The organism is Rhodococcus sp. UFZ-B548 (genome assembly GCF_903819475.1).
Taxonomy (GTDB): Bacteria; Actinomycetota; Actinomycetes; order Mycobacteriales; family Mycobacteriaceae; genus Rhodococcus_F; species Rhodococcus_F erythropolis.
On record NZ_CAIJDS010000019.1, the window covers coordinates 52,724 to 79,095 of the forward strand.

Genomic DNA, 26,372 nt, shown 5'->3' on the forward strand with positions numbered 1-26,372 from the left:
GTGTCAATCACTTCAAGTGTCAGAGTCGGCTCAGACCAACGGGATTCCCTTGGCGATGCGCCGACGCAGATCCCAGAGATAGAAGTTGTAGGGGAACATCCGCAGAATCTTCGGGCTGAACCGATTGACCAGCGCGGCGACCCGCATGGATCGGTCGAAGTTGCGCTGCTGACGCGCTGACCACGGGAGCCGCATTTCCTCACGAAAGGCCTGGGGCAGGAACCCGGTGGTGACAAATCGGTTGAGCGGACCGACCACGGGATGCAACAGCTTCGGCGTGAAGGTCGCCGACGCGATCCCGTAGAGATGCTCACGAATCGTCTCGTCGATCGCCACCTTGCCGAGGTTCTCGTTCCAGTAGACCTCGAACGCATCCCGGTCCGCCGGCCACATGTCGCGTCGCATCTGAAGGGTTGTACCGAACGTGGCGCTTCGCTGATAGAACGCATCCTGGGTGAGCGGATCGAGATCCCCGTACAAGATTTTGTAGACGTCCTCGAAGCCTCGGTACAGGCAGGCGGCTACCCACAACTGCAGCTCGGGATCGAACGCGTTGTATTCGACCGCGCTGTTCTCATCGGAGCGAACGTGCTTGTGAGAGCCGTTGACTGCGCGTCGGTACAGCTTCTTTTCTTCGTCCGTCGCCAGGCTCGCGACGGCGAGATACGTCAGCGTCGTCCGGGTTCGCTTCACCGGATGCCGATCCAACCGACCCGTCTCGACCTTGCTCTCGTACACGCCGTACCCCACCGCCGGGCGCGCCAACTGCATGATGACGTTGGCGCCTGCGGCCAACAGTCCGAGCCCGGACATCGCCTTTTCGACCTCGGCGTCGATGTCGACCGCCTGGACGCCGACCGCTCCGATGCCGCCTGCCACCGCTTCCTCGCGCCCGTCCATCGAATCCCTACTCACCGTCATGGCAGAACCCCTTCGAGTCGACATCTGCGAACGCATGTTCTCAGATGAGTGAAACGCCGAAATGCCGAGATGTCAAGCAATCTCGGGATGCAAAGATGGTCTTCATGAATGACCAACCGCGTTCGTACGGTGGCGTCGACGGCGCGCTCCGCGTAGCCCAACGACGAGAGACGCTGATCGAGGCCGGTCTGGAACTCATGGGCTCCGCCGAGCCCGAACTGACGGTCCGCGGAGTGTGCAAGAAGGCCGGTGTCGCGGCGAGGTACTTCTACGAGAGCTTCACCGATCGTGATGCTCTGATGTCGGCCGTCTACGACACCGTCATCACGGACATCGCCGTTTCAACCCAGGCCGCGGTGGACGCCGCCGAGACCGAACGAGGCAAGGCGCTCGCCGGAATCGCGAACATCGTCCGCACGATCGCGCAGGATCCCCGTCGCGGACGTCTACTGTTCTCCAGCGCCCTGACGAGCCCGGCCCTGGCCGAGAAACGGCGAGCGTCGACGACGATATTCATCGGTCTCCTGGCCGCCAACGCCAAGACCTTCTACCGATTGAACGACAGCGGCCACTTGACGCTGACAGCAACCTTCCTGGTCGGCGGCCTGGCGCAGACCCTCAGTGCATGGCTGGACGGATACATCGACGTGACGGAAGAAGAACTGGTCGCCGAATGTGCAGCGATCCTGCTCGCTCCCGCCCTACCTCCGTCTTGAGCTCCTGATTCAGTCCCAGATCCCGATGTTGTCGAGGTGAGCGAGAAGTCGAGCAGCGCCGTCGGAGAACTGCAGACTCATCTGCGCGTCCACCTGTTCTCGATCGTGCTTCTCGAACGCCTCGATCAAAGCGTCGTGGCTCGATACCGCAAGCTCACCCCAGCCTGGATCCGTCGCGTAGAGACGAGCAGGGGTGTACCGAATCGCGCCGAACAGGAACCATGCCAGCTTCGCACCACCCGCAGCGCGATTGATCAAGCGGTGGAATTCGAATTCGCACTGCTCGATCGCAGCTGCATCCGAAGCGTCGACTGCCGCTCGCAAATCGGCGTTGAGTTCCGTGAGTTCCACCAGTTGATCAGCTGTGATGGTGTCCATCGCCCGCAAAGCCAGCTTGACTGCGATCTGCCCCTGCAACCAGAAGATGTCTTCGATGTCTTGGCGACTGAGGGGCGAGACGAGATAGCCGCGATGCGGAACCAACTCGACCATTCCCTCGCCGCGCAATGCGACGAGGGCTTCTCGCACCGGCGTGACGCTGACACCGAGGTCGGCTGCGGTTTCGTCCAATCTGACGAACTCGCCCGGACGCACAGCGCCGGACATGATCAGGTTACGAACGTGGTTGGCCACGTCCTCCGACAACTGTGGCCGTCTCCTCAGCTCAGATGTCGCCCTCCGAGTGCGTGCAGACGTTGCCACAACCGATCCTCACAGTCCGTACGTTTTGCCGATGATGTCTCGCTGAATCTCGTTGGTACCACCATAAATGGAGGACACAAGAGTCTTTCGCACATGGTGCTCCATGTCGAACTCAGTCGCGTAACCGTACCCACCCATCATCTGCATCCCCTCGAGCGCGACCTTCTTGGCGGTCTCGGTCAGCTTCAGCTTGGCCATCGACGCTTCCCGCGGGAACATCTTGGTCGGGTTGGCGTCGACCATTCGGGCAACGCTGTAGACCAGCAGACGGCCGCATTCGATCTCCGTGGCGAGATCCGCGATCCGGTGGCGAAGCGCCTGAAACGATCCGACCGGACGGCCGAACTGCTTACGCGTGGTGACGAATTCGAGGGTGTCGTCGAAAGCGCGCTGCGCGGTCCCGAGCATCATCGCCGCGAGGATGAGGCGTTCGATGTTGAGTCCGGCCATGAGTTGACGCCAGCCGTTGCCGACTTCCCCAACCACCGCGTCCTCGGGCAGGAATGTGTCGGTGAAGTAGAGATCGTTGACCTCCTTGCCGCCCATGGTGTCGATTCCACTGATCTTCAATCCGGAGATGTCGGCCGGGACATGGAACATCGTCAGGCCCTCATGCTTGCCTTCACCTCGGGATGTGCGAGCCACCAGAAGGATGTTCTCGGCGAAGTGCGCGTTGGAACACCACGTCTTCTGGCCGTTGATCAGCCACCCACCGTCGACCTTCTCGGCGCGGCAACTCAAATTTCCCACGTCGGAGCCTGCTTCGGGTTCGGACATCGAGATCGACTGCGACGCGCCACGGACGATCCCGCCGAGCACTGCCTCCTTCTGGGCCGGACTGCCGAACTTCTCGTATGCAGCCCCGGTGATGACGGTCGGGCCCAGTCCACCGATCGGCGCCATGCCCTTGGCTGCTTCCTCCAGGAAGATGCACAGGTCGACCGTACTTCCGGCAGATCCGCCGTATTCCTCCGGGACAGTCAGCCCGAGCCAACCCAATTCCGCCATCTTCTCGTAGAACGCCTGGTTGTGGTTATGGGCGCCATGATCGGTCAGCAGGTCTCGCTGCTCACGGGTACCACTTTCCTTCTTGCAGAACGACGCTACCGACTTGGCGAAATCAGACTGCTCCTGCGTGAAATCCATGTACATCGAAAACTCCCGAGTGAGATGAGGCTGGAGGCTTGTCGGAGCTCGGTCCGACGCATACTGTGACTACCAGCACAGTAAATCACATCACATATATGTGATGCACCGACATGTGGAGGATCTGAAGAACATGACAGAACAGCTCGGCCGCCAGAGCACGTCCACGTCGACAGATCCGAAATCGGACGATCACACCTTCGCGAGCCTCGACCCTCGCAACGATTCCGTGGTCGCGCAGCACCCCATTGCAGATCAGCAAGAGATCGAGAAAGCGGTCGCCTCAGCACGCACGGCGTCGAAGTGGTGGGATCAACTCGGATTCCAAGGCCGCCGGAAGGTGCTCGGTAATTTCCGCGCCGCGATCGCCACTCACGCCGAATCGATGGCGGCGATCATTTCCGCCGAGACCGGAAAACCCAGCGACGACGCCCTTCTCGAAGTCATGCTGGCCGTCGAACATCTCGACTGGGCGGCACGCAACGCACAGAAAGTATTGCGCCGCAGACGCGTCGGTGCAGGACTGATCAGCGCCAACCAGTCTGCATCCGTCGGCTACCGGCCGATGGGCGTCGTCGGTGTGATCGGCCCCTGGAACTATCCGCTGTACACACCGATGGGGTCGATCGGCTACGCACTGGCCGCCGGCAACGCCGTCGTCTTCAAACCGAGCGAACTCTCACCAGGCGTCGGCGTCGAATTGGCTCGGCTGTGGAACATCGCCGCGCCCGGACACCCTGTCCTGCAGACCATTACCGGTGACGGAAAAACCGGTGCACTTCTGTGTTCGTCCGGTGTCGACAAGATCGCATTCACCGGCTCGACGGCTACCGCAAAGCGCGTGATGGCCGCCTGCGCGGACACCCTCACTCCCCTGGTCGCCGAATGCGGCGGCAAGGACGCCATGCTGGTGGACTCCGACGCCAACCTCGATGCGGCCGTGAGCTTCGCTGCATTCGGGGCAGTGGGCAACGGCGGACAAACCTGTGCCGGCGTCGAACGAATCTACGTCGCAGCGCCCGTGTACGACGCCTTCTTGTCCAAGCTCACCGCCGCGCTTCGGGACGCCCACGCCGGCGCCACCGACAGCTCGACCTACGGGCCGATGACGCTGGGAAAGCAGACTGCGATAGTCCGAGGCCAGATCGAAGACGCTCTCAGTCGCGGCGCGAAAGCTGTACTCGGCGGACTTGATTCGTTCAACGGTCCGTTCATCGATCCGATCATCCTGACGGATGTTCCGGAGGATTCCACGGCGATCACCGAGGAAACGTTCGGCCCGAGCGTCGTGGTGAACAAGGTCGCCGACATGAACGAGGGGATCGAGCGTGCCAATGCGTCGAAGTACGGCTTGGGCGCCTCGGTGTTCACCAAGAGTTCGTCGAAGGGTCGAGCGATTGCCGAGAAGCTCGAATGCGGTGTCGTCACGGTCAATTCGGTTCTCGGATTCGCCGGAATCGCCGCCCTGCCATTCGGCGGGGTCGGCGATTCCGGGTTCGGGCGTATCCACGGAGCCGATGGGCTGCGTGAGTTCAGCAGTGTGAAATCACTGGCCGTTCAGAAATTCAGCGCTCCGTTGGACCTGCTGACCATCGAGCGAAAAGCTCGGGACATGAAGATCTCTCGTTGGATGCTGGCGAAGCGCCACGCAAAGTCCTGAGAGGCCAGGCGATCAGCCGGCGGTGACGAGCACCTGCTCGTCACTGTCGGCTGCTTCGAGTTCACGAACCAGCGGGAGCACCTTGGCCCCGAAGTACTCGATCTCTTCCTGGAAGTGCAGGAATCCGCCGAGAATCAGATCGACACCGCGACGGTGATATTCGACGATCCGATGGGCGATCTGTTCCGGCGTGCCGATCAGTTGTGAGCGGAAGCCGTCGTTGTACTGAACCAAGTCCTCGAACGTCGAATCTGCCCACATCCCGTCCTTGGACGAGGTCGACGCGCCGGCCTGTTGGACTGCATTCTTGAAACCCTCGACTGCGGGACGGTTCGCTTTGGCGATAATTTCTCGCAGCGTGTCTTTTGCTTCGGCCTCGGTGTCGCGGGCGATGATGAACCCGTTGAGCCCGAACTTGACCTCACGATCGTTCTCGCGAGCAACACGGCGGACGTCGACCAACTGTTCGGTGACGCCGTCGTAGTCCTTGCCGTTACTGAAGTACCAATCCGAATAGCGACCGGCGTTCACACGGGCTGCCGCCGAGTTACCACCTTGGAACAGTTCGGGATTGGGTCGCTCCGGAGTGTTCAGAGGCTTAGGCTTCAACGTGAAGTCGTGAATGCGGTAGAAGTCGCCGCGGAAATCGACGTCGTCCTCGGTCCAGATCTTCCGAAGAACCTGAAGGAACTCGGCGCTACGCCGATAGCGCTCGTCGTGCTCGAGCCACGGCTCGCCCAGATGAGTGAACTCGTCCTTGAACCAACCACTGACGACGTTGACGGCGAATCGACCGTTCGACAGGTGGTCAGCGGTAGCGCCCAGTTTCGCCAACACTGCCGGCTGCCAGAGTCCGGGATGCACGGCGGCGATGACCTTGAGCTTCTCGGTGGCCAGGAGCAGCGCAAGGCTGAAACTCGTGGATTCGTGCTGGAACTCGGCCCCGTAGCTCGCCTCGTAACGAACCTGACTCAGGGCGTACTCGAAGCCGTTGTTCTCGGCGGTCTGCGCCAACTTCTTGTTGTACTCGTAGTCCCAGCTGGTCCGCTGCTCGATGTCGGAGGTGACCAGACCACCACTGACATTGGGCACCCAGTAGGCGAACTTGATCTCGTCGGCGATACGTTCAGTAGACATGAAATCCAGCAAACATGCAGTTCCCGGGGGTTTCCAGGGTAGCGATCACACAGGTTGTAAGTGTTGGGTGGGTGCTGCGACTGTGAAACGGTGGCAGCATGACTGCTGTGGACATTCAGGAGATCGCGCACCGCATCACCAGTGAAGACGAGGCGCTCTCGGTAGCGTCACAGCTGTCCGACGAGTTCGCGGCAGGTGCCGGCGTCCGCGATGCGCAGCGCCTCCTTCCCCACGACGAGGTTCGCACCCTGGCGCAGTCCGGTCTGCTGGGGCTCTCGGTGCCGAAGGGGTTCGGTGGCATCGACGCGAGCACCGAGACGTTGGCCGAGGTCTTCCGCCTACTCGCCGAGGGCGATCCCAGCATCGCGCAGATTCCGCACAGCCACTTCACTTTCCTGGAAGCGCTCCGGTACCAGGGGTCTAACGAGCAGAAGCAGTTCTTCTACGCCGAAGCATTGTCGGGTAAGCAGTTCGCCAACGCCCAGAGCGAGCGCGGCAACAAGACCATCGACATCGACGGCACCACTCTCACCCCCGACGGGGAAGACTTTGTGCTCGAAGGTCGAAAATTCTATTGCACAGGAGCACTTTTCGCAGATTGGATCGTGGTACGTGCCGCCAATGCGGATCAGTTCACCGAGACCGGCGCACAGGTGAAATCCGCGGTCTACCTACCCCGGAATACTCCCGGACTGTCGATCGTCGACGACTGGGACGGCATGGGGCAGAAGACAACTGCGAGCGGAACCGTGACACTCGAATCCGTGTCGGTGCCGCGGTTCAACGTCGTACCCTTCACATCGTTGTTCACTCACCCGACCACCTACGGAGCACAGGCCCAGATTCTGCACGCGGCGATCGACACCGGCATCGCGTCGGCCGCATTGCGCGAATCCGTGAAACTCGCGGCAAAGGCGCGGCCCTTCTTCGAGGCGAAAGTCGATACAGCGGTGGAGGATCCACTGCTCGTTCAACTCGCCGGCGAAGCGGCAATCGAGGTTCGCGCTGCCAGATCCCTCTTGGCGGAAGCGGCGCGATCGATCGACGTGGCGCGTCGTAATCCCACCGAGGACTCCACGGCCCGAGCATCCATCGACGCTGCAACTGCCAAAGTGGTCGGTGCCAGAGCGTCATTGGCGGCCACGAGCACGCTGTTCGAGATCGGTGGCACCAGAAGCGCGGGCGAATCAGCGAACCTCTCGCGATTCTGGCGTGACGCACGCACACACACCCTGCACGATCCGACGAGGTGGAAGGTCCAACACATCGGCCGCTGGACGCTGTCGGGGACAATCCCACCGAGGCACGGGCTGCTGTAAACACTCTCAGTCGGAATTTGTGTATCCGCTGATCAAGACCTCGAGACCTTCCAGGTAACTCTCAGTCGTCGTCCCTCCCGGCCAGTCCTCGAGCACCTCACTGAGTACCGGCAGTTTCTCGGGACCGATTTCTCGGATCTTGACCGCGAGAGGTGACACACTGCCTTCCGGTCGTGTGGTGGTGTCGTAGATGTTGAGCAGTGCACCGAGTGTGTAGTTCCACAGCGCTCGATAGACCAACAGTGCGCGGCGCGGCGACATCCCGAGTTCGACACAAGCGGCCATTGCCCGATCGACCAAGACCACAGCGCCGCCCCCGCCGCGCCCACCTCGCTGAAGCAACTCGATGATCCAGCGCTCCGATGCCAGCGTTTCGAAGATCGCGGTGAAGATCGTGCGAAGCCGTTCGACCTGATCCTGCGGCAGGATCAGCGCGCCGAGATCTTGCGAGTACACATCGAGAACCGCGCTGATCAGCTGTTCCTTGTCGCCCACGTGCCGGTACAGCGCCATCGGCGTGGTGCCGAGCGATTTCGCCAACGCGCGCATGCTCAACGCGTCGGCGCCGCCGGACTGGAGTTGCCGTTTCGCCTCGTCGACTATCTGCTCCGACGTGATCGTCGGGGGACGTCCGAGCCGCGGTGATCTCGGTTCCATCTTTTCGGCCATCCGTCGATTGTGCGCGCCCCTGCTACGACGCTCTCGCCCGGGGAACCCCTTGCATCTCAGTCGTCAGCAAGGTAGACCTAACTACTTATGAGAACGCGTATACAAATTAGGTACCTGCAATGACAACAACAACTCGAGCGGTAGCCGCACCGGCTCTGGTCCTCACAGCCGCCGCGGCAGCGCAGTTCCTGGTGGCCTTCGACATGTCGGTCATCAACGTCGCACTGCCAGACATCCAGGAATCGCTGAACTTTTCCGACGCCGGGCTGTCCTGGGTCGTCAACGCGTACGCCCTCGCCTTCGGTGGACTGCTGCTTCTCGGCGGTCGTCTGTGCGACGTGATGGGCACTCGTCGAGTTCTGGTTTCCGGGCTTCTCCTGTTCGCCCTCGTCAGCATCGTCGGCACCTTCTCCGTGTCCGCCGAAATGCTTGTCGGAGCTCGGGCGCTTCAAGGCGTCGGCGCTGCACTGATCGCGCCGGCCGGGCTCGCCGCCCTCAGTCAGGCCTTTCCCACCGGACGCGCCAGGGCCAAGGCATTCGGCATCGGCGCAATGTCATCAGCACTGGGCGGCGCACTCGGTGTCGTCTTGAGCGGCATTTTGACCGAAGGGCTCAGTTGGCGATGGGTGATGTTCGCCGGCGCACCGGTGGCCCTGATCGCCGCGGTCGCAGGTGCCCGTGGCCTGCCCGCCGGCCAAGCCGCCCGAGGTGGCTCCCTCGATCTCCCCGGAGCCATCTTGGCGACGGCCGGAATCACCGCCCTTGTCGGCACAGTGATCGCCACGGAATCACATTCCTGGACTTCGGGTTACGTGCTGGGTGGATTCGCACTCACGGTCGTCCTGCTGACTGCCTTTGTCGTAGCCGAAAGCCGCTGCGCCACACCACTGGTACGACTGTCCACCCTGCTTCGACCCCGAATCGGACTGGCCAACGCCATCATGTGCCTGGTGTGTGCGGCCCAATTCAGCGCGTTCTTCTTCGTCTCACTCTTCCTGCAACGCGGGCTGGGCTATTCACCGACCACCACCGGTCTGGCTTTCCTGCCTTTCTGCTTCGGCCTGGTGATCGGCATCCTCGCGTCCACCAAACTCCTTCCGCGCTACGGAGTTCGACCGCTGCTCGTAGTCGGAACAGCAGTCGCCGCAATCGGGACTTTCATGTTTTCGACCATGAACCTCGACAGTCCCTTCTGGGCCGTCATCCTGGTGCCTTCGCTTCTGGCAAGCATCGGCATCGGTCTGTCGTTCATGCCGCTCAGTAACGTCGCCACCGCCGACGCTCCCCCCGAAGAAGTCGGCATGGCATCAGGGCTACTGAGCACATCGCGTCAGATCGGCGGTTCACTCGGACTAGCCGTTCTCGTGAGCGTCGCCGCTTCCTCGACGGCGCACTCGGACAGCGCACCGACCGAAGCACTGGTTTCCGGATACTCCCAAGCCCTCTTCGTCTGCTCCGGCCTACTGCTGGCCGGCACCCTCCTGTCCTTCTTCTTCCCACGAATGGATCGTTGACCTCAGATGTTCACCACCCGAACCGCATTCGGCATCGTCTCGGCGCTTCTCCTCACCGTTGCCGGCGCAAGCGCGTGCAGCAGCTCCGCCGAGTCCGAAACCGCTTCTGCAACTCGCTCCGTCACACACGAACTCGGCACCGTCGAAGTTCCGGCCTCACCGCAGCGCATTCTCGCGCTCGACGAGTACGCGGGGCTGAGTGCACTCGCACTCGGCGTGAAGCCCACCGTCGTCTACAGCACCCTGCGATCGGACGTCGCCAAGTCGATTCTGCGTGAGCAGGGCGTCGAAGTTCTCGACAAGCCGACTTTCTTCGCCAACCCCGCCGTCGAAGAGATCGCGTCCGTCGAACCCGATGAGATCCTGATGAGCAATGCCGGTCCACTACCGAGCCTGTTCGCGCAGATCAATTCCGTGGCGCCAACCTTGGTCCTCCCGTACTCGGCGCCGTGGCGTGATGTGCTCGAACAAGCTGGGGCACAGCTCGATCGAGGCAGCGAAGCAACCGCCATGATCGGAAAGCTGGAATCCGGCCTCGAAGACGTCAAGTCCGCGGCTGCCGGCCAGAGCCTTGCGATCCTTCTCGGCTACAGCGGAAACCTGTTCACTGTGCCACCGACCACTCCCATCTCCACACTGGTCACCGAGGCCGGATTCACCAGGCCGGTATCGGAAGTCAACGCGACCAACAATCAAGACACCGGCACGATTTCGCCCGTCTCACCTGAACTCCTACCCGAGCATGCGGCACAGACCGTCGCCGTACTCTCCGGGCAGCAGTACGACGCATCCATCGTGCGAAACACTCCACTGTTCGACAACCTGACACCCGACCCGGCGCACGCATTGGACGTCAGCGGTGATCTCTGGTTCGGCAGCCATCCTTTTGCCATCTACTGGATCATCCAGGATCTGGACGGCATCGCACATGGCAAGGGGCAGAACAGCATCGGAACCCTCGACAGCGCCGACGCACGATGGGCGGCGTTCAGCGCGCTCTGACGTCCTGACGGAAGGTCAGCGGAGAAACACCCACCCGGGTGGCGAAGAATTTTGTGAAGTTCGCAGAATCGTCGAACCCCAGCTTCGACGCCACCTGGGTGACCGTGTCCGTGCCGAAAGACAGCAGACGTTTCGCTTCGAGCACCACACGCTGATCTATGTACTGCTTTGCCGTCATTCCGGCAGCAGCTCGGGTAGCCCGCAATACAGTCTTCTCGGAGTACCCGATCTTGTTGGCGTACTCCGAAACCGAACGGACCGTGGCGAAGTCACGTTCGACAACGGCATGAAACCTTTCGAACACGTCATTGTGTGCCAGCACGGAACTCTGTTCCTGTCCACCGAGGTGGGTCAGTTTCAACAGAATTGCTGTCAACGTGTGCCGCAGAATGGCCGCGCGAACGACCGGCGCAGAAGTATCCGGACAACCGTAATTCAAGTTCAGGTGTTTCATACCCGTGCTGATGGTCTCGAGGTTCTCGCCGGACAACTGCCACGCTGCCTGCCGACTGTGAGCGTTCCCGTCCAACAACTGCTGGCTGACGGCATCGAGCGACGAGGGTGTGAACAGAACAACCATCGCCTCGAAATCCTGGATTCGCCCCCACTGTTGCACCTGCCCCGGTCTGACCCAGAACACGGTCCCCGGGCTCACCGCGTAGTTGACGAAGTCGATGGTGTGTAGTGCCGAACCCTCGGTCACCAGTGCGAGTAAGTGAAACTGCGGGCGTTGGGGGCCGACGAACTCTGCACTACCCCCGTTGATGCGAATGGTGTCCAGGCTGAGTACTTCGATCTCGGTCGCGTCAGCCACCGAAGACGCGTACCCGACGTCCCGGACGGGTACTTGTCTGTTTTTCACTAGTTCGGGACTCATCTTCACCGTGACCGAATACCCGAATGCGACATACCGTCAGAGTATCAATCAGTTCGCGCTCGGATAGGAATCAACAGTGCAATCGACAGGCTCGAAAACAGCAGGCACGACGCAACTCACCTACGTCTTCGACGCCTATTGCGGGTGGTGTTTCGGCTTCGGCCCTGCGTTGACGGAGTTCGTCCGTCAGAATGCCGATTCCATCGACTTGTCCGTGGTCAGCGGTGGTCTGTTCACCGGTGACCGCGTCGCACCCATGTCTTCGGCTCCGTACCTGAAATCAGCCAACGCCACCATCGCAGCCCAGACCGGCGCCGTTTTCGGTGACGGATATTCACAACTGGTGTCTGACGGGCGGTTCGTCATGAATTCGACGGATGCTGCGATCGGACTCGCCGCGCTTCGCACACAGGATCCGACACGCGCACTCGACATCGCGGAGGCCATGCAGACCGCGTTCTACCGAGACGGTCGCAGCCTCTCCGATCCCGAGACCTACCGCGCCATAGCGAAATCGCTCGGGCTCGACCCATCTGCCGCAGTGTCTTCCCTGTTCACCGCAGATTCGAAGGACGCCGCCCGCGCCGATTTCGTCCGGGCACGCAGGCTCGGCGCCACTTCGTTTCCGACACTGTTGTTCCACGGCAGCGACGGGTCCGTCGTGAAATTCGGTTCTCCGACCAGTACAGCGGCCGATCTCACCCGCGACCTGAACACGTGCGTGCGGGCGTATGAGGTGGCTTGACCCACCCACTTTCCGAGCGAAAGGTACGTTCAGCGCCTTCAGTACGCCGAACGTACCTTTCGCTCAGCGTGACTTCACCCAAATCACTCCGGCCCCCCTTCTGGTTTGATGAACACCGAACGAATCGCACCAAAGGGGAACGACAGTGGTTTCAGATCCGATCACGGGCCTGGAGATGGAACTTGCCGACATGTGGCAACGAGGACGCGCCCAGGCGCGCACCTATGCGCGTGCAATTCATCCCAAACTCGATCCGGCGCTTTACCCGGTTCTTGTCATCCTGAACCGTTCCGATGCCGTGCGGATGTCCGACCTGATCTCCACGCTCGATATCGAGAAGTCCACCCTGACCAGGCAAATTGATGCCGCAGCTCGGCTAGGCCTGGTGGAACGGATCCCCGACCCCGACGACGCTCGCGCGAAGCTGGTGACCCTGACCCCTGAGGCTCGGACGAAGCTCACGACGATCCGCAATCATCAGATCGATCGTTGGCGCGCCCGACTCGCAAAATGGGAAACTGACGACATCACCACGCTGACGGCCTTGCTGCACCGACTGGGCAGTTCCGAGGACTGACAACAAAGTAGTTGTGCAGTGCAACCAACTTGATCTATAGTTGCAAATATCAACTATTCGAGGAGGTGGCCGTGATCACTCACGACAGTGCCGAGGCAATCCTCGACAACCTTCGCGCCCTCGTCCGGCGCCACCGCGAGGTTTCGTCGACCGGCTCACGCCAACTGTCCCCCGACATGTTGCCGGACCCACTGGGCGCCCTCCTCTCGCAGTTGTCGGCCGCAGATTCCACGAGATCGACGGATCTGGCGGAAAAGTTGAGAGTGACAGTTTCGACGCTGAGCAGACAGATCACACACGCCGAATCTTGTGGATACATTCAGCGGCGACCGGACCCGGACGACGGACGGGCATCGCTCCTGTCCTTGACTCCACTCGGCGTCCGGACCCTGGTCTTCCATCGCCGCGCCCAGGCGCAGCGACTCATCGACCATCTCGACGGATGGACCGAAGAGGACGCCGTCGACGTCGAATGTGCACTCGATCGACTACGACGCTCGACCTGCCCAGAGTCCCACGCGGCGCACTGACCGACGCTGCACGATCAGACCGAATCATTCTCCGATACAAGGACATTCATGAGTTCTTTCACGTCTACCGACGTTCCACCATCTCAGTCATCGACCGATGCGCCGATGACCCACAAGCAGAAGATCGAGGCACTTGTCGGGCTCCTACTCGGCATGTTCGTCGCATTCCTGTCGTCGACGATCGTCTCGAATGCACTCCCCACCATCATCACCGAACTACACGGCACCCAGGATCAGTACACCTGGGTCGTGACGGCAACGCTGTTGGCTTCCACCGCAACAACTCCCATTTGGGGCAAGTTCTCGGATCTGGTGAGTAAGAAGCTGTTGGTCCAGCTGTCCATCACGCTGTTCACGATCAGCTCGATCCTTGCGGGCATGTCGCAATCGGTCGGCATGCTGATCGGTTTCCGCGCTGTTCAGGGACTGGGCCTCGGCGGATTGCAAGCCCTCGTGATCATCGTGATCGCGGCGATGTTCAGCCCGCGTGAGCGTGGCCGATACCAGGGACCGATCGCAGCCGTCATGTCCGTCGCGACAGTCGCCGGCCCACTGATCGGCGGCCTGATCGTGGACACTAGTTGGCTCGGCTGGCGCTGGACGTTCTTCGTCGGCGTGCCGCTGGCAGTCATCGCATTGATCGTCGTGCAGCGTACGTTGAACCTCCCGATCGTCAAGAAGGACGTCAGCATCGACTACGTCGGTGCAACCCTCATTGCCGCCGGTGTCAGCACTCTTTTGATCTGGGTCACTTTGGCAGGTAAGAACTTCGAGTGGGCTTCTGCGATGTCGTTCTTCCTCGTCGGACTCGGCGTGGTGCTGCTCGCCGCAGCGCTGTGGGTGGAAAACAAGGTCAAGGAACCCATCATTCCGCTCCGCCTCTTCCGAGATCGGACTACCACGCTGGCGACGCTGGCAAGCATCGCCGTCGGCGTCGCAATGTTCGGCGGAGCAGTGTTCTTGGGTCAGTACTTCCAGATTGCCCGCGGCTACTCTCCCACTGCCGCAGGTCTTCTGACACTGCCCATGGTGATCGGTTCCATGCTCTCCGCCGGCCTGTCCGGGGCAATGATCACGAAGTTCGGGCGCTGGAAGGGCTTCCTGATCGCCGGTGCCGTCGCAATGTCGGCAGGCTTCTTCCTCCTCTCGACCATCGATCACGCGACGCCGATGTTCTGGGTCGGACTGTTCCTCTTCGTGCTCGGCGCCGGGATGGGCATGGTGATGCAGAATCTTGTTCTCGCAGTTCAGAACACCGTCGCGCCTAGCGATCTCGGCACCGCAAGTTCGACGGTCTCGTTCTTCCGCTCACTCGGCGGCGCGGCAGGCGTGTCCGTCCTCGGAGCAGTGCTCTCCACTCACGTTGCAGATCTGACGACCAAGGGCCTCAGCGCAATCGGGGTCGATCTGAGTGCGTCCGGAGGGTCCGGCGCAGGGCTGTCGAACCTCAACGAACTACCCGAAGCGATCCAGGATGTGGTCCGCGCTGCGTACGGCGATGCCACCGCACGGGTCTTCCTCATCGCCGGAATCCTGGCTCTGTTGAGTCTGATCGCGATCGCCTTCATCAGGGAGAAGGCGCTTCGGACGGAAAGTGGTGACGAGCAACTCCTGGCGAAGATCGCCGTTCCCGGTGAGATCGATTCCGACGCCGTCGATGCCGAACTTGCGCTTCTGACCGAAGGTGACGACGAGTTTCAACGACGCAAGTAGCACCCACAAACAGTTCCGCGTACCGTCCGGGTGATTCCGGCGGTACGCGGAACTGTATGGGCAGCTGGGTGCGTCAGGTCGCAGCGATCACGCCTGCGACCGGGATCCGGCCGAGAACTGCAACCCGGAAGTCCACCATCGCGCGTTCCACGTGATTGGCGCTCGAAACCACAACCACGCCCGTTGCTCCTCGATCGGCGAGAATCCGCGCAGAGTTGAGCGCGTTCTCCACTGTGGACCACGACGTTCCTTCTTCGGTGATCCGGCCCGGGTCGACGCCGTTGGCGACGAGCCACTCGCGCATCGCCCTGGCTTCCGTCACTCCGGCCTTCGGGGCCCCACCGCTCGTGATGATCGGAGACTGCGGGTACTGACGAGCCAGCTGCAGCGCCGCCTGAAGTCGGTCGACCAGCATCGGACGCATCGTGCCGTCGTCGAAGAGGCCGGCGCCCAAGACGACGATGTTGGTACCCACCGGGTTGAGGTCGAGCAGCACGGGCGACTGGCGCGTCAGCGTCTCAGCACTCGTGCACGCAAGGATGAGAGACCGCACCGGCGTCTGGCAGCCGCCGACAGTCGACAAGATACCGTTGACGACCGTGGTCGGTGTGATGTCGGCGCTCGCTGTCGCCGGCGAAAGGCCCACGCCAGCTGCGGCGATCACCGAAGCAGCAATCAATCCCTTCGTCACAGACCTGCGAACATTTGCCATGTGGCAGAACCCCCAAAAAATCGTCGGTTGTCCAGCACACGGTAACGAACGTTTTGTCTGAATTGTGTGATTTGGGCGACTTTTACTGTTGACTTACCGTCACACAGACTAAACATGAAGTTTTGACAACGATTCGGCTTCGAAACCTTCATCTACCAGCATCTCGAATCGACGCGCCCGCCGCATTACCTATCTGAGCAGCAGAGTCACCGAGAAGGTTGACAACGCTGAACGGCAACAATTCGTTGTTACAGATCACGATGTTGCATCCAGGTGTTCCCGCCCGCCCCGTCCCGACCAAGGTGTCAAGATCAATTCAGGGTTCGCGAAACCGACCCGCTCTGCCGGGTCGTCGACGGGCGGACCACCCGAACCGTGTGTGGGTGGCCCGACATACGGCGCCTGGCCATATCTCCCCACCCGATCGCCAGCCCTCCGGCTCGTTCACCGAGAACCACAGACGCATCACGTTTGGGAAGAGTCCGCCTCCATACCGATTGCGCGACGCGCTCCCAGCGCCATGGTGACTTGCACAAGATCCTTCGGAGACGACAGGTCAAGTCCAGTCAGGGAACTCACCTTACGTAGGCGATACACAACTGTGTTCGGATGCACGTGTAGCTGCCGGGCGGTGGCGGCTCGATCGAATCCGGAGTCGATGAAAGATTCGAGTGTCTCCAGCACCGCAGTATCGGACTCCAACGGCAACAACACATCTGCGAGGATCGGTAACGCAGCGCTCGGGCGGGTCAGTTGATACTCGACCGCAACGTCCGCGAGACGGACGACTCCACTGGTACGTCCGTACTTTCGGGCAACGTTCAGGACCTCGCGCGCCTGCGTGACCGCTACGGGTACTGCGGCCGGTGCCGCGACATGTACGGCGGCTACCGTCGATGCACCGATGACCTTCTCGAGATCACCCAAACGTCGACACAATGACAAATACTGCGGACTCGACGCCCAGTTTCCCTCTGCGGGTTCCGATTCCACAATGGGAATCAGTACGGCTCCGCCGCTGCTCCCGAGCACCCCGAGGGCTTTGTCACGCCCCACCTGATCGAGCTCTCGTTGCAGGTGGCGCACCTTCCTCCGCTCGGCGACGGCAGTGTCCACCTCGGTCGAGGACTCGTCGTCATTCCGCTCGACGTGCAGAGCCACCACCCAGTACAGGCGCGCCAACCTGATCCCCACCTCGTCGGAGACCCGATCCACGTCGACACCCGTCGAAAGTGCTACGAACAGGGACCTTCGCGCCGAATCCTCGTCCGTCTGGGTGGCGTGGTCGGAACCGTAGCCGGCAAGAACCGCGGACGTGGAGGCCGCGGTGTAAGCATTCAAGAGTCGTCCGGTGCGGGCAAGTGCAACACCGTCTTCCGGGACCGCCCATTCGCTGATCGTCTCCCACCACAACCCTGCTGCCAGGTGATATGCGCGCAGCACCTCACTGAGCGGAACCAATTCCTGCGCCCGTTGACGAGCCGATTCGCTGATGTCGGCGAGCAACTCGGGCGCCAGATCTGCGCCCGTCCGGAGCATCGAAATGAACAGTTCCAAATTTCGCCTCACGATGGTCGTCACGTCGTTACGCAACGCCTCGTCCGGAAGCAAGCGGTAGAAGGTGACGTCGCGGTGGACCAGATCGACCGTCGCATTGACCAGCGGATGGGTGCGTTGCGCCAATCGGTCGGCCAGAGATCTGCCGCCAACCACTATCGGTTCGAACGGCAGATCTTTGTTTCCTGACACAAAACCCTCCACAGAATTGAATTGCCACCACAAGGCCGACCTGCCTTTTTCCTATCACTATGTAACCCACGCCACTCTCGAATTCACAATCAGCGGCGTACCTGGAAGTCCCACCTTCGACCAAATAGGAGCCTCGAGTGACGTGGAAAACGCACAGCGCAGCCATTCTGGCAGGCGTCGTGGCTGCCGGTTCGATCGCGGCACTCGGGACCGGTGTGTCACATGCCGAAACGCATGCCAGCCCCATCCAATACGTCGCTCTCGGCGATTCCGCGGCGGCCGGCCCGCTGGTCACCGAACAAGATTCATCGGCGCCGGGCTGCCTACGATCACTGGACAACTACCCTTCCGTGGTGGCGCAAAGACTCGGCGCCCACCTCACGGATGTGACCTGCTCGTCGGCGCGATCCGCCAACGTCACGGACACCGCACAAACGACGTTCTCCGGTCAAGTACCGGCGCAGGAAACAGCATTGGGGCCCGATACCGACCTCGTCACCATCACAATCGGCGCCAACGACATCTCGTTGTTCCCGACAGTTCTGAGCTGCGTAAACCCGCTCCCCGAACCCACCGGAACGTCCTGCCGTGACAAGTTCACCGCAGGCGGCGTCGATCAACAGCGACAGTTGGTCGAAAATGCCTCCGCAGGTTGGAGTTCCATGCTCGAATCGGTTCGCGACCGAGCGCCCTCGGCGCGCATCGTCGTGATCGGATACGGAACATACATCGCCGCCGACGGATGCCCCGGCACCCAGCCGTTCTGGCCGCGCGACGCCGACTATCTCCAGAGTGTGATCGACTACGGCAACACGGTCATGGCAGCAACGGCGGCCCGTCACGGCGTCGAGTACATCGACATCACCGAAGCCACTGCCGGGCATGACATCTGCACTGACCCGGCCACTGCTTACTACACCGGAATCGTCCCTACCCAGCCGGCGGTTCCACTGCATCCCACTGCGGCCGGGATGCAGGCGATCGGCAAAACCGTCGCCGACGCTCTGTCCTGAGCTTCTCCCCCAACACAATTCATTCAGCACTCGCGAAAAGGGTGGAACAATCATGTCAATTCAACGAGACGCTCCGCCGCTGCCGTCCATCGACGGCGCCCCTGTCGGAACACGCGACAAACTTCTCGGCGGCACACTCGTCGCACTGTTTCTCGCAAACATGCTCAACTTCTTCGACCGGGCGATCCCCTCGGTCGTTGCCGAACCGATCAAGAACGAGTTTTCGCTCAGCGACTTGCAATTGGGATTGATCACCTCTGCATTCACCCTCGTCTACGCAGTCGCAGGGCTGCCTCTGGGCCGGTTGGCCGACACGAAGAACCGTCCCAAGATCATCGGGATCGGACTCCTGGTGTGGAGCGGACTGACGGCAGCAACCGGTGCCGCCGGCAGCTATGTGCTGTTCATCCTCGCGCGTCTAGGCGTCGGTGTGGGCGAAGCGACCTTCACACCTGCAGCCAACTCGATGATCGGTGATATCTACCCGGCAGAACGACGTTCACGCGCACTTGGTGTCTTCATGCTCGGTTTGCCGATTGGCCTCATGCTCGCCTACTTCACCGTCGGCAAGATCGCCGAGGCATTCGACAGCTGGCGTGCACCGTTCTTCCTCGCGGCGATTCCCGGTGTCCTGCTGGCAGTCGTGCTCTACCGCATGGCAGATCCGGTTCGTGGTGGTTCCGAAAGTCCGGAGGCCCGCGCAGCCGCTGTTTCACAGGCACCGATCACCCGTCCGATCCGTCGTCTGCTCGCAATTCCCACGCTTCGTTGGCTCATCCTTGCCGGACTGACGTTCAACTTCGCCGCCTACGCAGTGAATTCGTTTGTCGTCCCGCTTCTGATGCGCCAGTACCACCTGAAACTGACTGCTGCGGCATCGGTCACCGGCATCATCGTCGGAATCACGGGCCTGATCGGATTGCTTCTCGGCGCTCGCTACGCTGACAAGGCCAGCGCACGCTCACCGCGCGCACGGTTGATGATCGGTGTCGGAACCTCGGCATTGGCAGCACCTTTGACGGCACTGGCACTGTTGCAGCACGGCGGGAACGTCGTGATGTTCACGCTCTTGTTCTCGGCCGGGTGGTTGTTGGCCTACGGCTTCTACATCAGCGTCTACCCTGCCATTCACGACGTCGTGGTTCCCAGGCTCCGAGGCACTGCGACGGCGTTGTTCTTCGCTGCCATGTATCTTCTCGGCGGATTCTCGGGACCAGTTGCCGTGGGCGCGATTTCGGACTGGTTCGCCAAGCGTGCGCTTGCCGATGCCGGTACCGGGAAGTTGGCTCAGTACGCCGGCGACGGGTTGAACTCCGCCATGTATCTCGTGCCGATCATGTTGGCGCTCACTGCGGTATTCATCTACCTGGCCACTCGCACTGTCGGCAAGGACGCCGCGCGTATGCAAGCGGAGCTGAGCCAGGCCTGACCCAGGAGTTCACGGCGGTGGCGGGGCCCCGAGGCCCCGCCACCGCCGAGTTCAGTTGACCGTGATCGCCAGAGTTGCCAGCATGGACCGCAACATGTCCGGCAAGCGAGCGATCATTCTCTGCTCGGTTATCCGAACGGAGACGGGCGCTGCCAGCGTCGCTCGCCACAGTTCCGGTTGATTGTTCATCAGGTTGTTGTAGACCGGGAGCAGCTGACCGTTGATGTAGGTCCAACGACCGTCCCGGTCCGCCCAGTTGAAGTCCGGAAGCGGTGTTTGCACAACGGCATTGCCCACCGCGAACGAGAGCGGGTTCGACTCACGCGGCGGTACGACGCCAGGCATGGACGGTGATGCGGCGAAGGTGGTCAGGTAGGTCAACGAGCGACCGACGCTGCCGCGGTAGGCCTTCGCCTCGTCCCACTGATCACCCACCGACTGGTACTGCTCACGGCGCAGCAGACGCACATTGCCGTCGAAGACCGACTCCGGTGTCCCCGAAGCAATGTTGTCCCACGCGATACGGGCATTCTCGTCGAGCAGCCCTGCCCGATCGAGTTCGGCGATGCCGTCGACACCGTCGTGAACCCACGCCATGTGCATGGGAATCAGATCCGAGAAGATGTGTTTGCTCATCGCAATCACTTTCCCCTGGAACCACATCACGTCCTCGGGGCGGATGTCGTGGCCGACCTGGAGCAGCGCCGCAACGTCCTCGGGTGCTCCCATCGACGTTGCGACCGGCGACCCAATGCGGTCGATCTCTCGCCACACCAGTGCCATTGCTTCGCTGATTGCTTGAACTTCCAGCACAACCCGCCCGTAGTCCAAGTCGAGGAGTCCACCGGCAAAAGCGGGCCCGACCATTCCGCCCATGCCTGCCCACTGCAGTTCTTGATGCTCGAGCTGCAGTCGCTCGTAGAACTGGAAAGTGTTGGTGAGGTTTCCGAGATTCGCGTGCACACCGTCGAACGGAGTCCACGAAGCGAGATCGATACCTGCCGACTCCGTCCCGACTGCGAGCCAGTACTGCTTGAGCAGTGTCTGATAGCGGTGCGGAGCCACTCCCGATGCTCGGGCGGTATCGACCAAACTCCGCAGCGTCGCGGAATCCGACGGCAGTGAAGGATGCAGACCCCCCGCGGCTTCGGCGTTTGCGTTCACCGCTTCCAGGTCGAGGTACCTGTCGAGTTCACCAGTACCCGCGGATGCCCGGCCTCCCAGTACGACCGCACCGCCGATGCCTGCCGAAGCGACGAGAACTGTGCGCGCGAAATCCCTGCGGGTCAAAGACTTCCGCATACTCATTTCCCTTCGGCTTCGTCGAACGTCTTCGCCAGCCAGGCGATGTCCTGCATACCCAGCTGATCGGTCACCGTCTTGTACAGGTTGGTCACGTAATCGAGCGGCCCGCACTGCGACGGGAGCAGGTCCACGTCGCCGCCGTCTGCTCGATATGTCTGCGCCAATTGCTCTGCCTCACTGAAGGGAACGAGGAAGTCGTCCTCACAGGAAGAAATCAGAAGCTTCGAGGCCGGCGCCTGCTTTCCCAACGTGTTGTCCGCGTACGCCGCGGCCAGTGCCGGGATCGTTCGGGGCGCCGGGTTGGTGAGCAGGACGTCGAAGAGAACGAACGGGAGTCCGAGGTAGAGCGCCTGGCAGGACGCGCGGAATGCTGCGGCGACGTTGTGACCGATCGGAGTGAGATGATCGTCGAGCCGAACGTCGGGGTAGCCCGCGTCGAATCCGAGAATGCTCGAGAAGACGAAGCCGGAACCGATCCCACCGGCCGCCGTCTCCTCGAATGTTGCCGGGTCGATCATCATCGCCTGGATGGCGCTGGCCTGTACGTTCAGTTCCGGCGCGTAGTCATGCGCCTGTTCTGCGGCAAAGCCCGCTGCGACACCGCCGCCGGCGACACCGTAGATGCCGACAGGGGTGTCTGATTCGAGACCGGCCTCCGGAAGCGCGAGTGCTGCCCGAATGCCGTCGAGCGTTGCCTTGCCCGAGAACTGTCCGATCGAGAACGGATGGGGAGCAGTGTCGCCGTCGTTGCCGACGTCGCTCATCATCACTGCCCAGCCGTGACCGAACATCTGGGCCACCGGGCCGAGAGCCGAGAACATCGCCGGGTCGCTCTGATTGCCGCCGGTCCACTGGTGACTTGGTGCGCAGTTCGCCCCCAGGCTGTCGTTCGCTTCGGCATATCCGATGATCTTGCGATCGCCTGGCGCAGTTCCGTCCTCGGGGATCATCAGAATTCCGGTACTGATCACCTGGCGACCGAAGTGATCAGTGGTTGTGTACATGAGTTGGTGAGCCGAGACCACGTCCGGGCGGACCTGGTAGACCTGAACACTGACCTGACGCGCTTTGAGAAGAGTTCCGGGGGCGGTGCCGGGCTCGATTTCGGGCTCGTCGAACCACGGATCGTCGGACGAGAGTCCGAGTGGCGTCAATTCGGTAGAGATATCAGCGCCTTGAAGTGCCTTCACGACCAACGGGTTGAACACGTCGGCCAGGTCGACGGTCTCCTGCGCACCAGCCGGCGACCCCACCGCAAACAAGGCCACTGCCAGGGCCGATGCCGTTCCGGCGCGCCATGACCACCGTCGCCACGTCGAGTCAAACATCGTTCACAGGTTCCTTACTTTCGGGTAATGAGCACCCCTACACTCCCATTCACCTGCATTAACAGACAAGTCGGGCACCGATCCGTTGGCCGAAAACCTCGATCGGGCTTAGGCTGACGGCACCTGTCCGGCAAGTCTGGCGTGGGAGGTTTGTCTGTGAGTGCTCCGACCCGTGTATCGCGAGCTACCGGCGATTCACCTCGCGCTCGACCGCGGCCGTCCAATATCACGTGCAAAATTCTGATGGCCGTGACGGGACTGATCTTCGCCGCTTTCGTGCTCGTCCACATGATCGGAAACCTGAAGGTCTACACCGGGGCCGATCACTTCGACGACTACGCACACTGGCTTCGCACAGTCTTCAAACCGTTCCTGCCATACGAGGGACTTCTGTGGATTCTTCGCATCGTCTTGCTCGCGTCATTGGTCGCACACGTCTGGTGCGCCTGGTTGCTCACCGTCCGTGGCCGCCGAGCTCGAGGGAAGTTTCGACGTAAAAGCTTGGGAATCAAGTCCTTTACCGCGCGCACAATGCCCGTCACCGGAGCAGTGCTGCTGCTGTTCGTCATCTTCCACATACTCGACCTCACGACCGGAACCCGACCCATCGGCAGCGCCGAGTACGAAGCAGCCACGCGCACGCAGAGTTACGCATACGACAACCTGATCGCCAGCTTCGAGCGTCCACTGGTGGCGTCGTTCTACATCGTCGCGATGGCTCTGCTGGCAATGCATCTCGCGCACGGACTCTGGAGTGCGGTCAACGATCTCGGCGTGACCGGCCAACGGCTGCGCCAGATTGCCGTTGCACTCTCCGGAATCTTTGCGCTCGTCGTGATGGTCGGAAACATGTCGATCCCCATCGCGGTGATGACCGGCGTCATCTCGAAGACAGGAGCGTCATAAGTGAACAGCTTCGAACTCGACATTCTGCGCAGCATCGGGACGCCGGTGGACGGTAAGGTCCCAGCCGGCGATCCGGAGACAGCCTGGCCCACTCGCAAACTCGACTACAAGCTCGTCAGCCCGCTCAACCGGCGCAAGTTCACGGTCATCGTCGTCGGTACCGGACTCGCCGGCGCGGCCTGCGCCGCCTCACTTGGTGAACTGGGCTACCACGTCGAATCCTTCACCTTCCACGATGCACCGCGCCGTGCACACAGCGTCGCCGCGCAGGGCGGCATCAACGCCGCTCGTGCCCGAAAGGTGGACAACGACAGTCTCGCCCGCTTCGTGAAGGACACCGTCAAGGGCGGCGATTTCCGCGGCCGCGAGGCCGACTGCTTCCGACTCGCAGAGGAATCCGTACGCGTCATCGATCACATGAATGCCATCGGAGCACCGTTCGCCCGTGAGTACGGCGGCACTCTCGCTACCCGATCCTTCGGCGGCGTACAGGTGTCGCGCACGTACTACACGCGCGGGCAGACAGGCCAGCAGCTGCAGATAGCGTCGTCGCAGGCACTGCAACGTCAGATCGCAGCCGGAACGGTCAACCTCCACACCCGAACCGAGATGCTCGATCTCATCGTTTCGGACGGCCGAGCACAAGGGATAGTCACACGCGATCTCGTGACCGGTGAGATCGGCGCCACCACAGGCCATGCCGTCGTGCTGGCCTCCGGTGGGTACGGCACCGTGTTCCACAAGTCCACACTTGCGAAGAACTCCAACGCCACCGCCGCATGGCGAGCGCACCGACGCGGCGCGCTGATTGCCTCACCCTCGTTCATCCAATTCCATCCGACGGCACTTCCCGTCAACTCCGAGTGGCAGTCGAAAACCATTCTGATGAGCGAATCACTACGCAACGACGGCCGGATCTGGGTACCGGCCAAGCCCGGAGACGATCGCGAACCAGGCGACATTCCCGAAAATGAGCGCGACTACTACCTCGAGCGCAAATATCCGGCGTTCGGGAACCTCTCTCCCCGCGACGTCTCTTCACGGGCCGCCCGCGAGCAAATCGACTCCGGTCACGGCGTCGGCCCTCTGAAAAACAGTGTGTACCTGGATTTCCGCGACGCATTGGCACGGCTCGGCCGCAAGACCATCGAGGAGAGATACGGAAATCTGTTCTCGATGTATCGCGACGCCACCAGCGAAGACCCCTATACGGTGCCGATGCGCATCGCCCCCGGAGCCCACTTCACCATGGGAGGACTGTGGAACGACTACGACCAGATGACCTCCATCCCCGGCTTGTTCGTCGGTGGCGAGGCAGGGTGGGGATACCACGGGGCCAACCGCCTCGGCGCCAATTCGTTGCTCTCGGCCTGCGTCGACGGCTGGTTCACCCTCCCGTACGCGATTCCGAATTATCTTGCGCCGCTGCTCGGATCAGCACCTCTCGAACTTTCCGATCCCGCTGTGACGGCAACGCTCAGTGACGTGAGCGGTCGGGTGGACCTGCTGCTCTCGGTCGGCGGAACACACGGCCCCGACAGGTTTCATCGACAACTGGGCGAGATCCTCTATGCGGGTTGCGGTGTCACCCGAACGGCCGAAGGCTTGACCAAGGCCATCTCCGAAATCCGAGCATTACGAGGCGATTTCTGGTCGAACCTACGAGTCGCCGGCAGCGGAAACCAGTTCAACCAGGAGCTGGAAAGGGCCGGCAGGGTAGCCGATTTCCTCGAACTCGCCGAACTGATGTGCGTCGATGCTCTCGATCGTGACGAGTCCTGTGGAGCGCACTTTCGGGCCGAACATCAAACTCCCGACGGCGAAGCACAGCGAAACGATCAGGACTGGTGCTTCGTCTCCGCGTGGGAAACCGCCAAGGACGGCAGACACATTCGACACGACGAGCCGTTGTCCTTCACCGCTGTTCCACTGCAGACGAGGAACTACGTATGAAAATCACCGTGGACGTGTGGCGCCAATCCGGACCGGACTCGTCCGGTGCATTCGACACCTACCAAGTAAACGACGCGACAGTGGAGATGTCACTGCTGGAACTTCTCGACCGACTCAACGACCAACTCGTGGAGAGCGGCAACGAACCCATCGCCTTCGATTCCGACTGCCGAGAAGGGATCTGTGGGTCCTGCGGCATCACGGTCGACGACGTTCCCCATGGGCCGGTTGCGAACACTCCCACGTGCCGTCAGCACCTGCGCAACTTCTCCGACGGTGACCGAATCAAACTGGAACCGTTCCGCTCCGCCGCTTTTCCGGTGGTCCGCGACCTCGTGGTCGATCGTTCGGCTCTCGACCGGGTCCTCGAAGCCGGTGGCTATGTATCGGTCAATGCGGGAACTGCACCGGACGCGGACAGTCAGCCACTCTCGCATCAAAGTGCCGAAGCTGCACTGGATTTCGCCGCGTGCATCGGCTGCGGCGCTTGCGTGGCAGCCTGCCCCAACGGTGCCGCGCACCTCTTCACCGGGTCCAAACTGACCCACCTGTCCCTCGTCACGCAGGGCCGCAACGAACGTGGCAAGCGGGCCCGAGCGATGTCACACCAGATGGAGGCCGATTTCGGGCCGTGCTCGACCTACGGTGAATGTGCAGAAGTGTGTCCCGCGGAGATACCGCTGACCGCGATTGCCGCTGTCAACAAGGAATCGATCCGATTCGGATTGCGGCGCAAGGACAACTGAGCC

The 26,372-nt window shown here is 61.6% G+C and carries 24 protein-coding genes; 14 read left to right on the forward strand and 10 right to left on the reverse strand.

Annotation, left to right across the window (positions count from 1 at the left end):
• Positions 1-30: 30 nt before the first annotated feature.
• Positions 31-900 carry an oxygenase MpaB family protein gene (locus H7C86_RS17755; protein ID WP_182261964.1) on the reverse strand — a complete coding sequence of 290 codons (870 nt, stop codon included), beginning with the start codon at positions 898-900 and terminating at the stop codon, positions 31-33.
• Between the two features lie 116 nt (positions 901-1,016).
• Between H7C86_RS17755 and H7C86_RS17760 the strand changes: the two genes are divergently transcribed.
• Positions 1,017-1,637, forward strand: a complete 621-nt coding sequence (locus H7C86_RS17760; protein ID WP_259349234.1) for a TetR/AcrR family transcriptional regulator — start codon at positions 1,017-1,019, stop codon at positions 1,635-1,637.
• A gap of 9 nt (positions 1,638-1,646) precedes the next feature.
• Here H7C86_RS17760 and H7C86_RS17765 read toward each other — a convergent pair whose 3' ends face one another.
• Together H7C86_RS17765 and H7C86_RS17770 are read right to left on the reverse strand one after the other, a co-directional pair.
• Positions 1,647-2,339 carry a GntR family transcriptional regulator gene (locus H7C86_RS17765; RefSeq protein WP_019745722.1) on the reverse strand — a complete coding sequence of 231 codons (693 nt, stop codon included), beginning with the start codon at positions 2,337-2,339 and terminating at the stop codon, positions 1,647-1,649.
• A 9-nt stretch (positions 2,340-2,348) separates the two neighbouring features.
• On the reverse strand, positions 2,349-3,491 hold the full coding sequence (locus H7C86_RS17770; RefSeq protein WP_007730792.1) for an acyl-CoA dehydrogenase family protein: 1,143 nt from the start codon (positions 3,489-3,491) through the stop codon (positions 2,349-2,351).
• Between the two features lie 127 nt (positions 3,492-3,618).
• Here H7C86_RS17770 and H7C86_RS17775 point away from each other — a divergent pair, with 127 nt between their 5' ends.
• Positions 3,619-5,145, forward strand: coding sequence for an aldehyde dehydrogenase family protein (locus H7C86_RS17775; RefSeq protein ID WP_080909933.1), 1,527 nt, complete (start codon positions 3,619-3,621; stop codon positions 5,143-5,145).
• Between the two features lie 12 nt (positions 5,146-5,157).
• Here the strand turns inward: H7C86_RS17775 and sfnG are convergent, their stop codons facing one another.
• Entirely contained in the window at positions 5,158-6,282 is a 1,125-nt protein-coding gene (gene sfnG, locus H7C86_RS17780) for a dimethylsulfone monooxygenase SfnG (RefSeq protein ID WP_182261937.1), read from the reverse strand.
• Between the two features lie 98 nt (positions 6,283-6,380).
• On the opposite strand from sfnG, the gene H7C86_RS17785 reads away from it, so the two are divergent.
• Positions 6,381-7,601 (forward strand): SfnB family sulfur acquisition oxidoreductase, encoded by a 1,221-nt coding sequence (locus H7C86_RS17785; protein ID WP_060937840.1) that lies wholly within the window; start codon positions 6,381-6,383, stop codon positions 7,599-7,601.
• Positions 7,602-7,607: 6 nt separating this feature from the next.
• On the opposite strand, the gene H7C86_RS17790 is transcribed toward H7C86_RS17785, so the two are convergent.
• Positions 7,608-8,270, reverse strand: a complete 663-nt coding sequence (locus tag H7C86_RS17790; RefSeq protein ID WP_060937839.1) for a TetR/AcrR family transcriptional regulator — start codon at positions 8,268-8,270, stop codon at positions 7,608-7,610.
• 119 nt (positions 8,271-8,389) lie between these two features.
• Between H7C86_RS17790 and H7C86_RS17795 the strand changes: the two genes are divergently transcribed.
• Together H7C86_RS17795 and H7C86_RS17800 are read left to right on the forward strand one after the other, a co-directional pair.
• The gene (locus tag H7C86_RS17795; RefSeq protein ID WP_182261938.1) at positions 8,390-9,784 is read left to right on the forward strand and encodes an MFS transporter; all 1,395 of its coding nucleotides are present in this window, start codon (positions 8,390-8,392) and stop codon (positions 9,782-9,784) included.
• Positions 9,785-9,790: 6 nt separating this feature from the next.
• Positions 9,791-10,786, forward strand: a complete 996-nt coding sequence (locus tag H7C86_RS17800; protein ID WP_019745728.1) for an ABC transporter substrate-binding protein — start codon at positions 9,791-9,793, stop codon at positions 10,784-10,786.
• On the opposite strand, the gene H7C86_RS17805 is transcribed toward H7C86_RS17800, so the two are convergent.
• Positions 10,773-11,600, reverse strand: coding sequence for an AraC family transcriptional regulator (locus H7C86_RS17805; protein ID WP_019745729.1), 828 nt, complete (start codon positions 11,598-11,600; stop codon positions 10,773-10,775). The genes H7C86_RS17800 and H7C86_RS17805 overlap by 14 nt on opposite strands.
• A 139-nt stretch (positions 11,601-11,739) precedes the next feature.
• On the opposite strand from H7C86_RS17805, the gene H7C86_RS17810 reads away from it, so the two are divergent.
• From H7C86_RS17810 to H7C86_RS17825, 4 genes are all read left to right on the forward strand, one after another.
• Positions 11,740-12,408 (forward strand): DsbA family protein, encoded by a 669-nt coding sequence (locus H7C86_RS17810; protein WP_182261939.1) that lies wholly within the window; start codon positions 11,740-11,742, stop codon positions 12,406-12,408.
• Between the two features lie 145 nt (positions 12,409-12,553).
• Positions 12,554-12,985: a MarR family winged helix-turn-helix transcriptional regulator gene (locus tag H7C86_RS17815; protein WP_019745731.1), complete on the forward strand. Its 432-nt coding sequence runs from the start codon at positions 12,554-12,556 to the stop codon at positions 12,983-12,985.
• 71 nt (positions 12,986-13,056) lie between these two features.
• A complete protein-coding gene (locus tag H7C86_RS17820; RefSeq protein WP_182261940.1) occupies positions 13,057-13,515 on the forward strand; it encodes a MarR family winged helix-turn-helix transcriptional regulator in 459 nt (152 codons plus the stop codon).
• Between the two features lie 48 nt (positions 13,516-13,563).
• Positions 13,564-15,228, forward strand: coding sequence for a DHA2 family efflux MFS transporter permease subunit (locus H7C86_RS17825; protein WP_372461249.1), 1,665 nt, complete (start codon positions 13,564-13,566; stop codon positions 15,226-15,228).
• 73 nt (positions 15,229-15,301) lie between these two features.
• Here H7C86_RS17825 and H7C86_RS17830 read toward each other — a convergent pair whose 3' ends face one another.
• Together H7C86_RS17830 and H7C86_RS17835 are read right to left on the reverse strand one after the other, a co-directional pair.
• A complete protein-coding gene (locus H7C86_RS17830; RefSeq protein ID WP_153211440.1) occupies positions 15,302-15,940 on the reverse strand; it encodes a YdcF family protein in 639 nt (212 codons plus the stop codon).
• Between the two features lie 465 nt (positions 15,941-16,405).
• Positions 16,406-17,689 (reverse strand): CdaR family transcriptional regulator, encoded by a 1,284-nt coding sequence (locus H7C86_RS17835; protein WP_182261941.1) that lies wholly within the window; start codon positions 17,687-17,689, stop codon positions 16,406-16,408.
• 137 nt (positions 17,690-17,826) lie between these two features.
• Between H7C86_RS17835 and H7C86_RS17840 the strand changes: the two genes are divergently transcribed.
• Entirely contained in the window at positions 17,827-18,702 is an 876-nt protein-coding gene (locus H7C86_RS17840; protein WP_182261942.1) for an SGNH/GDSL hydrolase family protein, read from the forward strand.
• A gap of 52 nt (positions 18,703-18,754) precedes the next feature.
• Positions 18,755-20,131 carry an MFS transporter gene (locus H7C86_RS17845; RefSeq protein WP_020971108.1) on the forward strand — a complete coding sequence of 459 codons (1,377 nt, stop codon included), beginning with the start codon at positions 18,755-18,757 and terminating at the stop codon, positions 20,129-20,131.
• 51 nt (positions 20,132-20,182) lie between these two features.
• On the opposite strand, the gene H7C86_RS17850 is transcribed toward H7C86_RS17845, so the two are convergent.
• Together H7C86_RS17850 and H7C86_RS17855 are read right to left on the reverse strand one after the other, a co-directional pair.
• A complete protein-coding gene (locus H7C86_RS17850) occupies positions 20,183-21,433 on the reverse strand; it encodes a Tat pathway signal protein (RefSeq protein WP_225989586.1) in 1,251 nt (416 codons plus the stop codon).
• A gap of 2 nt (positions 21,434-21,435) precedes the next feature.
• On the reverse strand, positions 21,436-22,764 hold the full coding sequence (locus H7C86_RS17855; protein WP_182261943.1) for a lipase family protein: 1,329 nt from the start codon (positions 22,762-22,764) through the stop codon (positions 21,436-21,438).
• Positions 22,765-22,920: 156 nt separating this feature from the next.
• Here H7C86_RS17855 and H7C86_RS17860 point away from each other — a divergent pair, with 156 nt between their 5' ends.
• The 3 genes from H7C86_RS17860 to H7C86_RS17870 are packed head-to-tail and all read left to right on the forward strand — an operon-like array spanning position 22,921 to position 26,369.
• Entirely contained in the window at positions 22,921-23,670 is a 750-nt protein-coding gene (locus H7C86_RS17860) for a succinate dehydrogenase cytochrome b subunit (RefSeq protein WP_182261944.1), read from the forward strand.
• A complete protein-coding gene (locus H7C86_RS17865) occupies positions 23,671-25,623 on the forward strand; it encodes a fumarate reductase/succinate dehydrogenase flavoprotein subunit (protein WP_182261945.1) in 1,953 nt (650 codons plus the stop codon). It abuts the gene before it with no gap.
• On the forward strand, positions 25,620-26,369 hold the full coding sequence (locus H7C86_RS17870; RefSeq protein ID WP_182261946.1) for a succinate dehydrogenase/fumarate reductase iron-sulfur subunit: 750 nt from the start codon (positions 25,620-25,622) through the stop codon (positions 26,367-26,369). Before H7C86_RS17865 ends, H7C86_RS17870 begins: the two co-directional genes overlap by 4 nt.
• Positions 26,370-26,372 lie beyond the last annotated feature (3 nt).